The sequence below is a fragment of the Teredinibacter sp. KSP-S5-2 genome, assembly GCF_032773895.1.
Classification (GTDB): Bacteria; Pseudomonadota; Gammaproteobacteria; order Pseudomonadales; family Cellvibrionaceae.
Genome location: NZ_CP120416.1, coordinates 2868165 through 2882148, shown reverse-complemented (window position 1 = coordinate 2882148; position 13984 = coordinate 2868165). Strand labels below are relative to the sequence as shown.

Here is a 13984-nt window from a genome sequence, read left to right as displayed (position 1 = left end):
GTTAAGCAATTACAAATTAATCAGCCCAACAAGGTCGATAGATAACATGGGTTTGCCGTAGCGCCAACCCTGACCATAATGCACACCGAGTTTTTGCAGCAACTCATGTTGATCCGAGGTTTCCACACCCTCGGCAATAATTTTCAGATTGTACTTTTGCCCAATATCCATTATCTGCGGAATAATCGATTTTTTTAGCCCTTCGGTTTCAATATCTTTGACAAAAGAGCGGTCAATTTTCAGGTAATCAAAATGCATGCTGGTTAAGGTTTTTAAATTACTGTAGCCCGTGCCAAAATCATCCACAGACAGCGCCATACCTTCATTCTTCAACGCATTTAAATATTTATGGGCAACCGGAGTATCCAGATATTCATCTTCCGTCACTTCCAGGCAAACCTTAAAGCGCGTTTCTTTTAAACCTTTAATATCGCGAATACGTGCAACGGCACCGCGTTCAATATCGTAGGGGAAAATATTCAGCGATACTCGAAAATCATCGGGAAGAGGCTGGGCATCCAGGTCTTTCAGCACGTACTCAATCATTCTGGAAGTGAATGTCCAGGTTAATTGCATCTCGCGCAACATAGGAATAAATCGGTCCGGAGTGAGCGTGCCATACATATCCTGAAACCGGGCCAGTGCCTCACAGCCAATCACCTTGCCGGTTTGCATATCAACAATGGGTTGATACAACCAATAAAATGAGCCCTGAGTCAGGCCTTTGGTAATCCGGCTGCGGATCGAGCGGCGGTGGGTCATATTGATTCTGACGGCGACAGCTGAGACAAAACCAAGAATCATCGTCAGCAAGCTGTAGAGAACTAACTCATGACGGCGATAAGACAGCATTTGCTTCACATCCATCAGCACTGCCACACAGTGATTCTTATTAATGCGCATGCCTTCCACTTTGGCGCTCTGACTGCACACCAGCGCAGAACCACCGAAACGCATGGGGTGCGCCTTAACCGAGTCATATACGCCTTTGGTGCCGGCCAGGTTAAGCGTCTTGTCACCTCTGTCGTATACCGCCTGCCATTGCACATAAGGTACATCCAGAATATCCATTCTGGTCGGGTCAATCACCGTCTCAAATTGGCCACGCCTCACCAAAACGGCATCCATGGTGTAATTATCAAACAGCAGTAGATTCATATTCTCCCGAACGTAAACCTCGGAGTTATTCGGCCCCACATAATCGGGTTCACCCGTATCAATGGGCTTTTCCAACCTGCCAGTACCAGTAGTACACACCAGACGGTCATTTTCGAAAAAACCGATTTCGATTACATAAGGGGAAAGGAATATTTGCTGCTGCATTACCCGACGAGTGACGTCGTCACATTGGGTTAACCCCCGGTTGTTCAAATTGAACAGAATTTGCAGCGCATCAATTGCCATGTTATCCATGCGCTGAACCAGCTTGACCGCATAGCGTTCAGACTCGCTGCGGAGGGAAATACTCAGGAATAAGGCGGCCAGTAAGCCGGAGAGGACAAAAACCCCAAGTCCGGTGAGGAAGGGCGCTATGATCAGCTTGTAACGACCGCGCATGGCATGTTGGTTCCGTTTCCGTTGTGTTCACCCTACATAGGCAGCTAGGTAAAACAAGCTGTGCAGAGGCTATATATCGCTCGGTTGGATACAAACCGGCTACCTTAAAAGATAGCATGGGATAACGAAAACGGCGTAACAAAGGGCGATTCCGTGAGCTGAATCGTGACAGTGCAACCAAATAGACAACGGGGGCAGGTTCAAAAGCAGAGAAAGCGTGTTTGAGTTTGCCCTATAACAGTGCGCACTGCCCAATTAAAAAATTAACACCAGTTCAATCGGGCAGTGAGGGCTAGGCAGAGCATTAATCCACGTAAGCAATCGCTTCCATTTCAACCTTGCCGCGCGGGTCAAACAATTCCTTCACATCAATAATTGTCATCGCCGGGTATTCCGCACCAAAACGTGCGCTCCACAACACCGCAATTTCGGTTTTCTTAGCGTGGTAAGTTGGGAAATCGGTAATAAACACCTTGAGCTTGGCGATGCTGTCCGCGGTGCCGCCTGCGGCTTCAACCACCTTAAGCACATTATCCAAACATTGACCAAATTGTGTTACCAAGTCATCGCTTTCCAATACACCTTCAATATTTCCAGAAAGTTGCCCGGAAATAAACATCATTCTTTTTCCGTTAGGGACAATAACACCGTGAGTATAGCCACTGGGATTGTGGCGGGTGGGTGGGTTCACCTTGTCGAACATAGTGCTTACCTACTTTTCCAATTCAAATTAATGACATCAAAACATTCGCTTGATTGTGGCGCGCATGTTCCTCCGATTGGGCAGTGTGAGTAAGCTGTAAAAAGTGACAGTGAAAAAATGACAGTGAAAAAATGTGTGGGATAGGGTGTGTCAAAAAACTGAAATATTAAATCGCTCAGGTTAAGCGAAAATACATTTTATACCTTGTTCGATAGAATTAATAACGTGCAGAGCGCCCAGATAATCACGGCCACCGACCATAGTTGGGCGTCTCCAAGTACGCTGAAAGATTTAATGCCGTCTGAATAAGGGCCATATTTATCTGCTAATGCTAACTTCAACTCCTCGTGTATTCCCCGAAATACAAGGTAAAATTTTTGAATCCCCTGCGTTAAAAAATAAAGGAACCCACCGATAAGAAGAGAGTACACACATACCTCAATATTTGAGAAAGGCTCCTGGTTGGCATAACTCCAACCAAGAGTTAATAGTGGTATACCCATTATCATCTTCCAGTAGTTGAAAGATTGTTCATGCATCTTTTCCAATCTTTCTGACCAAAATGCATACTCCATAAAATTCTCCCCAGTTTTACTTTTCAGAATCTTTTACTCAATTACCAAATGTCTTCAATAAAATTACCGACATCCGCTTCAAATTTTTTGTACAGAGTTTTCACTTCCGCATAAAGCTGGCTAACTTCAACCAAGTATTCTTCGTACTCATCTCGGTTTCTAAGAGTTTCACTTTGTAAAAGTTGTTCGTTGTAACGAACAGCATCCCTCAAAGCGTGAACAAGAAGTGGTATTACTGCGTCAGATAGTTCTAGCATTGGGTCATCCTGGCAACAAAGGGTAAAGGAACTGGCTTGGTGTAATAATACACGCTCACTTAATACCCCCCACAGTCTCCCTGGCCCTGTAAGCAAGATTGCTTGGATTTATCCGGTGACAGGCAATAGGGCGATGAGAAATCCTTACACTTGTCTATCTTACCGCCGCAAGTCCAAAACCCTTTGTAGCTGCATTTGCACGCGGTATTGGGTACGGCGGCTTTGCTAATGGTGCAGCCGCCTTTGTGGTAATCACAATCGCATGTCACATTTTTATAGCCTTGGCAGTCACCGCCACCTTGTACGCAGGAATCAATCGATTTGTCGGGTTCTTTACAGAAGGGCGATTGATCGTCCAGGCAAGTCACCGTACTGCCTCCACATGTCCATGCGCCTTTATAACTGCAATCACAGGCATACCCGGCAGGGGCGGGTTTACTAATCGTGCAGCCGCCAGGGTGATAGTCGCAGTCACACTGCTTAATACCTCTAACAATATCGGTACTGGTGGAAGAGGGGATTAAACTCCCAGGGGCTGCTTTTTTAATCTTCTGTTTTTTCAGAATGTCATCCAGCCGGCCAGGGTGGTTGGTCATAATGCCCAAGGCGCCACTTCGAATGTACTTTTTCATTGAGCCCGCTTTATCAATCGTCCAGATATACACACTACCGACCACGCCCTGGCGCTGGTTGGCGTTACCCAAGGTAATGGCTTCGTAATATTGGCCTGCCGCACAGGCAGAAATGCCCGTGCCGTAAACCCGATTACTCGTGGCCGGCTCCAATGAAATTAACTTTTCTATAATGCCAACTGTATCGTCGCCACCCTGGTCAATACTGAAGTAATACCTCGCAGCATAAGAAGACTTTTGAGCCTGTAGTGCAGCCGCTTGTAAATACCCCAATGTGTCTGGCTTGGCCACACCAACAATCACATTGCCGGTAAAGCCCTTATCAAACAGCTCAGCGTCCAGAGTTTTAACCACGTTAGTGCCATAGGTATTTAAATTATCGGATTTAGAGACCTTGCTATCGATAACAACCAACGCCAATTGTTGTTTACTAGCAATATGGTTCAACAGTCGCTTGGCCGATTCCCCGGCCAGACAGCCACCTTCATTCGACAGCACCGTACACACACCTAAAACGCCACAACTACAATCACAGGGCGCGCCATGCCGGAATCGATCCGGCACACCGTTTTTATCAAAGCGCAAATCCACCTCAACACCATTAGCACCATTTTTTACGGCGTAATTCACCGCATTGGTTGTATTGGTCATATGGCCGATATTAAAGAACCCCGCTTCCGTATTCGCGCTGGACTGAATGGGAAGGAAGGAAAGAATTACAGCAAACAACGTAAAACTCAGTGAGAACAGACGGGTATTCCCATCCACTAATTTTCGATTGTTTAATTCCAGGTTAGTCGTCATATCTTCACCCTTTTTTATGGCGTAAGTTGTGATGAAATGGATTCTTGATTTGTGCGAATTAAAAAAATAACTTGGCAACGCTATAGATAGTTGGTGGAACAAGTACAACAATAATAAAAACACTCAGGCACCCACCGCGAGTATCGGCGGCGGTTTGCCTGAAAGGGTGGTCTTTTAACCATTGACTATGGCAGGTATAACAATAGAGTCGGTCATAGCCCCTGCGCCAGGCATTAATGGTGCGGGGGGAATACTTCTCCTGCTTATTGCAGCGTGCACAGGTAAAGGTTTCCGTGGGTGGGTTCTTTTTATCTTTTAGCAAAATAAATAACCCGTAAACAGATGCTAGAAGTAGGAAGATGTAGAATTCGTTGCCTTGCATATTTGCTCCCCCCAAAACTAAATAAACGAAGTCTCTAGTTATTTTTTCTACTACTTTAGTCTGTTAACGGCTAGTAGTTAACGTAGATATTTTTCGAAAACGAACGTTCTTTCTATAAATGGCGACAGATTACAATTTATTATTAATTAGATGTCTCATCGTTCTCAAGTTCAGCAAATTTTTCGGCCATCGTGGGGTTATTTTTAGTTAATTTCTTGAGTGTTAAGTCATCAGCTTTGTTGTTGGCTAGGCGGAGATTGTTTTCAGATCCAAGCAGAGCATCCTTAGTCTTTTGAAGATGATCGATAGTTTTATCAATTTCCTGTATAGCTGTTTTAAATTTCTTGGATGCTAGTTCGTAATTTCGAGCAAAACCCGACTTAAAGGTATCTAATTCGTTTTCGAAATTTGTAATGTCGATGTTTTGAGCTTTAACTATTGCAAGTTCTTTTTTGTATTTTAGAGAATTCTGCGAAGCGTTTCTGAGTAAAGTAATCATTGGAATAAAGAATTGTGGTCGTATGATATATGTCTTTTGGTGGCGGTGAGAGACATCAACAATACCCGAGTTATAAAGGTCGCTATCCGGTTCAAGAAGAGATACGAGAACCGCGTATTCACAATTTTTGTCAGTACGATCCTTATCAAGCTGTTTCAGGAAATCCTCGTTTTTCTTCTTGGTGGCTGTTTCGTCACTCTGATTCTTCATTTCAAACATTATTGATACAATTTCTGTATCGGTATCATCTAAGTCGCGAAATATGTAGTCGCCCTTGCTACCAGTTTGTGCGTCATTGTCTTTTTCGAAATATGCATTGGGGAAAGCGGTTGCACGAATTCGGTTAAACTCTGTTTCACAATGCTGTTCTAGGGTTTCACCAACCATTTTGGTAGATAGGCGAGCCTTCATATCACGGAGACGCTCAATTGCATCATCACGATCTTTTATTTGTGTTTCGTACTTATCTCTAAGGGCATTTTCAGCAAGCTGTTTTTCTAACTCCGCCTGTTTAATAGTATTTTTTAATTCGTCTCGCTCTATTTCAACTTTAGTTATCGCCTCTTTAATGGCTAGTTTTTGCTCTACATCTTTAGAGTTAAGTTTTTCCTCAGCTAGAGCCAAAACAGCTTGATGATCTTTTTTTGTGTTCTTGAGCTCATTGGCAAGTATATCACGCTCTTTCTCAACGGCTTTAAGCGCTTCCGCTACGGCTAGTTGTCGTGAAACCTCGCCAGCATCCAACTTTGCTTTCAGTTCCTTAATTTCAGCATCCTTGGTTGCAGCAGCTTCCTGCATATCATTTCTGACATTACTCTTGGCAAGTTCTACTTCCTTCAGTTTATCCTTTTCAGCAAGCTCAAGACGCTCATGCAGCTGTTGATCAAATTCACTGTCGCGAACCTGTTTTAAAATATCCGCGTACCCAGCTTCGTCAACTTTGAATGCTTTTTTACAATGTGGGCAAATTATTTCATTCATTATTCTTTTCCTTCAATAGAAAATCATGTTTTAGGGTGTAGCCCTAATCTTGTTCTGATGAAGTCTACGTATTATATATACGCGTAATTTTTTCTATCATTTCAGGTCGCAGAACAAAATCGCTTGAAGTAATATGATTTAGTGCTACATATGGCTTACTAGAACCTCCATTTGGCAGGCTAAGCTCTTCCTCAATATCATTTTCTAGAACAATGGAAGCGCCTATATCATCACGGATCTCATTTTCAATTTTCTCAGTTGATTTGTCTGCGCACACGATTGCATCAGCATTTTTGTGAGCTTGGTGGTCTTTATCATAAACTGCAATATACGGAATAGAAAACTTATTCATTAATGCAATGTATAATGGAATGTTGTCTTTTGAACCACAATCAATAAGGGTGTGTTCGTAGTTGAAAACACCCAACTTTTTTGCCAGGAGAGGAATAACAGTTTTCTCTGTGGCTCCCTCCAACAGAATCACCTTACTGGCAAAAAAAAGCTCACCTCTATCAGGATTTATCCAGTATGATAGATTAAAGTCCTTCTTAGAATCGCCTATAAATAATTCATCTGTGCATTGCTTGACTTTAGTCCCAGCATCTTCATTCTCTTTAGTTGCTATATATATAGATTTATATCTTTCAACATCAATAAGGCCACTAGAATGGGTACATAAAACAACCTGACTTCCAGACTCAGATAAACCCACGAATGAATCAAATAATGACCTTTGTGCTTGAGGGTGCAAATACAGTTCTGGTTCCTCAAATATGAAATATCTAGAATTCGATGATTTTCTATTGCTCTGATTTTCATCATCTTCGTTTCCAGCAGAAGCAATAGCCCTCTTAGCTACCACCTGTATCAACGCAACAGTTAGCGCCCTTTGTAGTCCATGGCCTTTACGTTTTATGTCTGTTCTAACGCCATCATCGACCCAGACTTGGGTATTGGCTTTAAACACGCTTTCAATGTCAGGAGCACTAACTTCGATATCTACTTTTGCACCCCAAGACACTAACTCATCAGCTAATTCCTTCTCAAAATCAATTAGTTGTTGTGGGCGCTCGATATTATCATTTCCTTCGTCGTCTTTTTTATTTAGCATGGAGAACAACTTTCCAAGCTTTGTTTTGGTATCTTTCCATTCGTCATTACTTTCTGACATTAAGGAGACAACATCAGCGTACATCTTCCCAAAAATACTAGATTCCTTTGAGGTAAAGTCATCGGATGCCTCTTTAACTGCGGGAATAAAGAAAACTTCACCAAATATTCCTTTTGCAACCGTTTTTAATCCAAGGAAATTGGTGCTTTCTAATTCAAACTTAAACTCAATTTCGTTAAAATTTTCCTCAATATATGAGTTTTGAGCATCTATGATATTTTGTTTTGTTATACGGCCTGAATCTGGAATAAATGGATAGAGCGGTAAGCTACTCGCAAGTTCTCGTTTTGTATAGGCTGATGCATTTACTTCTTGCAACCATTCTTCAGTTGGATTTTCAATATAACCACGATATTCAAAGCTACCACCTAAAAAAGCAGATTTCCTAACAATAACTTTTTCTTCAGATGTTAGATATTTTTTAAACGTCGTTTTGTCAGTTTCATCAATATCTCCAAACGTTAGTTCAACAAATAACTCTGTCGATCCGTGAAAGAAGTCTAAGTCTTGATGTTTTATTTCTCCAAAGAAAAATAAGATAGAGGATAGTATATTTGATTTCCCGTGATTATTCTGGCCAATAATTACCATTAAATCTTGTGCTTGTAGCATCTCTTCTTTTACTGATCGCCAATTTTTTATCCATATTTTTTCTATTTTCATAGTTTGCCTTTAAGACCAAGATCGGATTTTTTTTGCAACTCATCTATTCCTCCTTCCTTTGGATTTCACTTTTAAGTTGTTAATAGTCTAACGTAAGTGCCTCTGGTAATTACTGCAATATTTTGTTTTCTATCTTTAAAGTTGTATTCCAGTTAACGCTTGAAATTTCTTTATAATTAAAAAATACGCCACCTTTCCCAGTTGTAAATAGCGCCATATTAATAAAAGCAAATATTGGCACTGTATCGAATAAACTGACGTATAAATTAAAGTATGAATATGTATTAGAGGGAAATTTTTAATATCTTTTTGTACATTTTTCGCATTATCCCGGTGCGCTTTTAGTTAAAAAGTATTGGGATTTGTCGATATTGGCGCTTTAAATATCCGTCTGTATATCTACTTTGGTTTGTTTTTATTCTGCTTTTTATTTCGTATAAGAATTTATTGTGGCGCGCGAAGTTGTAACGTTGAGTTTGTTTTTGCTCGCCTTTCTGTATCGAGTTTTAGTGTTTTTGTATTCTATGGGTTCTTGTTAACGTTCTGTTTTTGTCGGATTGGCACATAAGTTTTGTATGGGGTGGGGGAATATCCGCAAAAAAATAAGCTGTTTTTTTGCGGGATAGCGAATTGAAATACTGATTTAAAATAAGCGCTTTGTTGCTAATTTCATTTTTTCTCATTTGTAATTATTTGTACAAGGGGTTGATTTTTAGATTTTGAAGTTGTTTTTCGAGCGATATTCAGTTTTTGTAGAAGTTTTTATGAATTCCATTTTTTAATTTTTCTTTTTAGTTGGCGTTCTATTTTGTTTTTGACATAAAAATTTAATTTTCGTAGTGTCCGCTCGCCTGTGGTGTTTAGGTAAAAACAGTTTTTCAAATTAATTAACGGAGTGTACGAATGAAAGAATTAGATTTCGAAAAGACAGAAGAAATTACTGGCGGTTTTGGTTATTCACCTTATGGCGGTGAAGAGGGGAGTGAAACCGGTGGCGGTTCTACTGGTGGTGGATATACCGGCGGCAATTACGAAGACCATGAAGGTTAGTCTCGCACTTAAATACTGGGTTTTTTGCTTGCAATAAACTCGGTGTTGTATTTGAGCAGCTTTCCTAGGTGGCTGCTCTCTTACAAAACAGTTTTTTTGTTCGTTTTAGTTTTGTTTTTTTGATTTTTTTGGTGAGAAAAAAGCGACCGTGGTTACGCTGTATAAAAACTGCTCTCTGGTGGGTTTTTCCTATTTGTGTATCGAACGTGTGTGAGTCGTTTTACGCTTTGTTTGGTGGATACGTAGAGTGTGTTTTTGCTGTATTAGTAGCAGTATTTGTTAATGTGTTTTTGTTTTTTATTTGAAAGAACGCTGTTTTTTTATACGCCTTTTGGCTATTGGCCGGCCTGTTTTTTAAACATTATTTGTTTTTCCAAGGGCGTTACCACTAAGGTCTAATTTACTTTTTTCTGATTGTTTTTTGCTCTTTTTTGCTGTGTTTTTCGTTTAATTTTGTTTTTTGTCGCCTTGATTTCTTTTTAGGGTGGTTGGTTTTTTACGACGATTAGGTATCTGTTTTTACCTTTGTGCCGGGTTGGGTTGTGTTAACGCGGTGCTGTGTCGGATTGGCGCATAAATTTGTAATTTGGTGGACGAATATTTGAAAAAAAAAACGCAATTTTTTCGCGAAAGAGTGAATTGAAATAATTATTTAAAATAAGCGTATTTTTTTTTATTGCCATTTGTGGCGTTTGTAATCGTTTGTATAGGGGGTTGATTTTTTCAATTTCTACCTGTTTTTCGAAAAAAAATAGGTGTTTTTTGGAAACCGCTTAGTTAAAAAAATTTCCAATTTGTGAGTTTGTTGCGACTTTTGGATTTGTTGACACTAAAAATTAATTTTCGTAGTGTCGATTCGCCTAACGCGGTTAGGCAAATAATTTATCAAATCATTTTTGATGGAGTGTAACGAATGAAAGAATTAGATTTCGATCAAGCAGAAGAAATTACTGGTGGTTGGGGCTACTGGAACACCGGTTACGAAAGTGGCGGCGGTGGCGGCAGCACCGGTGGCGGTTCAGGTGGTGGTACTACCGAAGGCTAATGCCATATTGAAAATATAGAGCGGAATTAAAGTACGCTGGTATTTTCAATGTTGGGGCAGTTTTCCTAGGCCGCTGCTCCAACTCATTTTTTATGCAATTTTTTACAATAAATTACTAAGGGAATTTTTCTGAAGGAGCAGGGGAGTAATTCAATTACTATTCGTTAATAGTATCGGGGTGATTGTGTGATCACTTCCTTCGGTCAATTATTTATTTCAATGCGGGCTGTTTGAGCTATGGAAGAAGGTCTTTTCCGTCAGCAAGCTATTGATAACGCTTATGAGCGTTTGCATGGTGATGTCCTCGTCAAACCCAGTTTTTCCCATAGCCTGGTGATAGGCTTTTTGGTTATTTGGGTTCTTCTTATTCTTTTCTGGGCGTTTAATAGCCGCTTTGCCTTGCGGGAAACGGTTCAGGGCTGGGTGGAAACGCCTGACGGTATTGTCCGCGTGTATGCCAAAAATTCTGGTGTGATTACCTCCATTCTTATTGCCGAGGGCGATAAGGTTACCGAAGGCCAGCCTTTGCTGCTGGTCAGCAGTATTAAAACCATGGCCAATGGTGATTTGCTGGAAGACAAGTTACTGTCTGAATATCGCGCACAAGGTGTGATTTTGGATGATCAGCTCAGCAGTTCCAGCCGTATATACCAGCAAAAACGCACCAACCTGGATAAGCAAATTGCCTCGCTGGAATTAAGCCTGAGTTTGCTGGAAAAACAGAATAAAACACAGAACCAGATTTTTTCAATTACCACTTCGCAGCTGGAGCGTTATGAAGCGCTGAAGGCGGAAGGGTATGTGTCGGTGTTGGATGTGGACAATCTAGTGTCCAAAAAGTTAACCCTGGAAAATGATTTACAATCGAATTTAATTCAGCGGGTAACCTTAACCAATCAAATTGAGCAACTTAAGTCTGAGCGGGCGTTATTGTCGGAAGATAAACAGAATGAAATCGGCAATTACAAAAAGGCGCTAAGTTATAACGACCAGCAGATTTCCCAGTTGCGCAGTCAGAAAACCTATTTAATTAAAGCCTCGAAAGCGGGCACCATTAGTAATTTACAGGTGAAGCAAGGTCAGCAAGTGGTTGCTAACCAATCGGCACCGTTACTTAGCCTTGCACCGGAAAGTAACCGTTTATTAATTCATTTGCTGGTGCCTATTCGTTCATCGGGTTTTGTCAGCGAAGGGCAGGATTTATCGGTTCGCTATGATGCGTTTCCGTATCAAAAATTTGGTATGTCTACGGGAAAAATTACCCAACTGTCGAAAGCGACTTTGTTACCGAGCGAAGTATTAAACGCGCCCATTACCGTGAATGAACCGGTGTACCGGGTAACGGCCAGTATGGATAAAACCTATGTGGAAGCGTATGGCCGACAAATTCCGTTAAAACCGGGTATGACATTAAGTGCGGATATTACATTAGACCAGCGCTCGGTAATGGAATGGCTGCTGGCACCGGTGTATAGCTTAAAGGGGCGGTTGCGATGAGTTTTTCCACCTCTTTAATTCGACAACCGGAAAGTTTGCTGAATTTTAAACTGAGTAAACGTGTGCCCACGGTATTGCAGGCGGAATGCACCGAGTGTGGGTTGGCTTGCCTGGCGATGGTGGCCGGCTATCACGGTTACGATGTGGATATGATTGCCTTGCGCCGACGGTTTTCGGTGTCGAGCCACGGCACCAGTATGCGCCAGATTATTTCCATGGCCGGGCGTTTGCAATTGTCTTCCCGGTTGTTAAGGCTGGAAGTGGAAGAAATACAGCACTTGCAATTGCCGAGTATTTTACATTGGGATATGAACCATTTTGTGGTGCTGACCAAGGTGAAAAAGAATTCGGTGGTGATTAATGACCCGGCTTCCGGTGAGCGAGTATTAACTAAGGAACAGTTTTCGCAGAGTTTTACCGGCATTGCATTGGAGCTTTCGCCTACAGATGCCTTTGAAAAAAAGAAGGATAAAACCGAATTAAAAATATCTCACTTCTGGACGCGCATTGTTGGACTTAAGCGCAGCCTGTTGCAATTGTTTGTGTTGTCTCTGCTATTGCAATTGTTTGCCATTATTACGCCGTTTTATATGCAAACGGCGATTGACGATATTGTGTTTCGTAAGGACACCAATTTGTTATTGGTGCTGGCTTTTGGTTTCTTTTTACTGTTGATGATACAGGTGGCCACCTCCACCCTGCGGGAAGTGATTATTTTAAAGCTTTCCACTCGATTATCGATGCAGATGTCGTCTAACCTGTTTCGCCACCTTATTCGTTTGCCATTGGATTATTTTTCCCGCCGCCATATGGGCGATGTGGTTTCCCGCTTTAGTTCGCTGGCCAGTATTCGGGATTTGTTAACCACCAGTTTGATTTCGGCCATGGTGGATGGCTTTATGGTGATTATTACCTTGTCGGCCATGTTTTTTTACAGCGTCAAACTCACCGGTATTGTGCTGATTATTGTGTGCGTGTACGGCGCAATTCGCTGGGGGTTGTATCGACCGTTTCGTTTGCTTTCTGAAGAATTTCTGGTCAGTGAAGCAAAAGAAAGCAGCCATTTTATGGAATCGGTGCGGGCGATTCAAACCATTAAATTATTCCAGGGGGAAAACCTCCGGCAAAATGAATGGCAAAACCGCTTAGCGGATTCGATTAATAAAAACATTCGTATCTCCCAGTGGACCATTGGTTATAACACCATCAATGGGGTGTTGTTTGGCCTGGAAAATATTCTGATTGTTTATTTTGCCGCGATAGCGGTAATGGAAAACAGTATTTCGGTGGGGATGCTTTTTGCCTTTGTCGCTTACAAGACCCACTTTATTGCCTCAGCCGATAATTTAATTACCAAGTGGATTGAACTCAAAATGCTGGGGCTGCATTTGGATCGGCTGTCGGATATTACCTTTACCCAAGCGGAAGATGTGGACAGTTATTTGGATAAGGAACTGTCGCTCGACCAGAACGATGATTTGGTAGCCAAGGTCAGTACTGCCCTGGAGGGGAGTATTGAAGTGAAGAATTTAAGTTTTCGCTACAGTGAGTCGTCACCATTTTTATTTGAAAATCTGAATTTTGTGATTGAGAAAGGTGAGTCGGTGGTGATTACCGGCCCAAGTGGTTGCGGTAAAACTACCTTGCTGAAAATTATGATGGGCTTGTTGCAACCCACCAGCGGCACCGTGTTAATTGATGATATTGACGTTACCAAATCCCGTCGTTATCGCAGTCAAATTGCCAGTGTGATGCAGGATGATGATTTACTCTCGGGCAGTATTGCCGACAATATCTCCTGTTTTTCCGCCAGTGCGGATATGAATAAGGTGATGGAATTCGCCGACATGGCCTGTATTCATAACGAGATTATGCACATGACCATGCAGTACAACACACTGGTGGGGGATATGGGCAGCAGTTTAAGTGGTGGCCAGAAACAGCGAGTAATTTTAGCGCGGGCACTGTACCGCACACCGCGCATTTTGTTTATGGATGAAGCTACCAGTCACCTGGATGTGAATAACGAAATTGCGATAAACAACAATATTAAAAACTTGAATATTACCCGCGTCATGGTGGCGCACAGAATGGAAACGGTGAATTCCGCTGGCCGTGAAATTGCTTTGGCTGCGGAGTAAGTATTCATTGTCTGACCACAAATTGTC

The 13984-nt window shown here is 41.8% G+C and carries 12 protein-coding genes; 4 read left to right on the top strand and 8 right to left on the bottom strand.

The features are described 5' to 3' along the window. Positions 1-9 precede the first annotated feature (9 nt). The 8 genes from P5V12_RS12475 to P5V12_RS12440 all read right to left on the bottom strand — a co-directional run bounded on the left by P5V12_RS12475 (position 10) and on the right by P5V12_RS12440 (position 8224). Entirely contained in the window at positions 10-1557 is a 1548-nt protein-coding gene (locus tag P5V12_RS12475; RefSeq protein WP_316953422.1) for an EAL domain-containing protein, read from the bottom strand. A 304-nt stretch (positions 1558-1861) separates the two neighbouring features. Further along, positions 1862-2260, bottom strand: a complete 399-nt coding sequence (locus P5V12_RS12470; protein WP_316953421.1) for a RidA family protein — start codon at positions 2258-2260, stop codon at positions 1862-1864. A gap of 197 nt (positions 2261-2457) precedes the next feature. Then, entirely contained in the window at positions 2458-2835 is a 378-nt protein-coding gene (locus P5V12_RS12465; RefSeq protein WP_316953420.1) for a hypothetical protein, read from the bottom strand. 41 nt (positions 2836-2876) lie between these two features. After that, positions 2877-3092 (bottom strand): hypothetical protein, encoded by a 216-nt coding sequence (locus tag P5V12_RS12460; RefSeq protein WP_316953419.1) that lies wholly within the window; start codon positions 3090-3092, stop codon positions 2877-2879. A gap of 59 nt (positions 3093-3151) precedes the next feature. Beyond that, a complete protein-coding gene (locus P5V12_RS12455; protein WP_316953418.1) occupies positions 3152-4528 on the bottom strand; it encodes a hypothetical protein in 1377 nt (458 codons plus the stop codon). 58 nt (positions 4529-4586) lie between these two features. Then, positions 4587-4910 carry a hypothetical protein gene (locus P5V12_RS12450; protein WP_316953417.1) on the bottom strand — a complete coding sequence of 108 codons (324 nt, stop codon included), beginning with the start codon at positions 4908-4910 and terminating at the stop codon, positions 4587-4589. Between the two features lie 142 nt (positions 4911-5052). Next, positions 5053-6390, bottom strand: a complete 1338-nt coding sequence (locus tag P5V12_RS12445; RefSeq protein WP_316953416.1) for a DUF2130 domain-containing protein — start codon at positions 6388-6390, stop codon at positions 5053-5055. A 64-nt stretch (positions 6391-6454) separates the two neighbouring features. Further along, positions 6455-8224 carry an AAA family ATPase gene (locus P5V12_RS12440; protein WP_316953415.1) on the bottom strand — a complete coding sequence of 590 codons (1770 nt, stop codon included), beginning with the start codon at positions 8222-8224 and terminating at the stop codon, positions 6455-6457. Between the two features lie 903 nt (positions 8225-9127). Here P5V12_RS12440 and P5V12_RS12435 point away from each other — a divergent pair. The 4 genes from P5V12_RS12435 (at position 9128) to P5V12_RS12420 (ending at position 13957) form a co-directional block, all read left to right on the top strand. After that, positions 9128-9274 (top strand): hypothetical protein, encoded by a 147-nt coding sequence (locus P5V12_RS12435; protein WP_316953414.1) that lies wholly within the window; start codon positions 9128-9130, stop codon positions 9272-9274. A 913-nt stretch (positions 9275-10187) separates the two neighbouring features. Then, positions 10188-10319, top strand: a complete 132-nt coding sequence (locus P5V12_RS12430; protein ID WP_316953413.1) for a hypothetical protein — start codon at positions 10188-10190, stop codon at positions 10317-10319. Between the two features lie 237 nt (positions 10320-10556). Further along, positions 10557-11816, top strand: a complete 1260-nt coding sequence (locus tag P5V12_RS12425) for an HlyD family secretion protein (protein ID WP_316953412.1) — start codon at positions 10557-10559, stop codon at positions 11814-11816. Next, a complete protein-coding gene (locus tag P5V12_RS12420) occupies positions 11813-13957 on the top strand; it encodes a peptidase domain-containing ABC transporter (protein WP_316953411.1) in 2145 nt (714 codons plus the stop codon). The genes P5V12_RS12425 and P5V12_RS12420 overlap by 4 nt, the downstream gene beginning before the upstream one ends. Positions 13958-13984: the final 27 nt, after the last annotated feature.

What these genes read in the sequence shown, in the direction of transcription:
- P5V12_RS12470 (WP_316953421.1), bottom strand. Translation starts at nt 2,260, where the DNA reads ATGTTCGACAAGGTGAACCCACCCACCCGCCACAATCCCAGTGGCTAT.
- P5V12_RS12460 (WP_316953419.1), bottom strand. Translation starts at nt 3,092, where the DNA reads ATGCTAGAACTATCTGACGCAGTAATACCACTTCTTGTTCACGCTTTG.
- P5V12_RS12430 (WP_316953413.1), top strand. Translation starts at nt 10,188, where the DNA reads ATGAAAGAATTAGATTTCGATCAAGCAGAAGAAATTACTGGTGGTTGG.
- P5V12_RS12425 (WP_316953412.1), top strand. Translation starts at nt 10,557, where the DNA reads ATGGAAGAAGGTCTTTTCCGTCAGCAAGCTATTGATAACGCTTATGAG.
- P5V12_RS12435 (WP_316953414.1), top strand. Translation starts at nt 9,128, where the DNA reads ATGAAAGAATTAGATTTCGAAAAGACAGAAGAAATTACTGGCGGTTTT.
- P5V12_RS12420 (WP_316953411.1), top strand. Translation starts at nt 11,813, where the DNA reads ATGAGTTTTTCCACCTCTTTAATTCGACAACCGGAAAGTTTGCTGAAT.
- P5V12_RS12445 (WP_316953416.1), bottom strand. Translation starts at nt 6,390, where the DNA reads ATGAATGAAATAATTTGCCCACATTGTAAAAAAGCATTCAAAGTTGAC.
- P5V12_RS12440 (WP_316953415.1), bottom strand. Translation starts at nt 8,224, where the DNA reads ATGAAAATAGAAAAAATATGGATAAAAAATTGGCGATCAGTAAAAGAA.
- P5V12_RS12450 (WP_316953417.1), bottom strand. Translation starts at nt 4,910, where the DNA reads ATGCAAGGCAACGAATTCTACATCTTCCTACTTCTAGCATCTGTTTAC.
- P5V12_RS12465 (WP_316953420.1), bottom strand. Translation starts at nt 2,835, where the DNA reads ATGGAGTATGCATTTTGGTCAGAAAGATTGGAAAAGATGCATGAACAA.
- P5V12_RS12455 (WP_316953418.1), bottom strand. Translation starts at nt 4,528, where the DNA reads ATGACGACTAACCTGGAATTAAACAATCGAAAATTAGTGGATGGGAAT.
- P5V12_RS12475 (WP_316953422.1), bottom strand. Translation starts at nt 1,557, where the DNA reads ATGCGCGGTCGTTACAAGCTGATCATAGCGCCCTTCCTCACCGGACTT.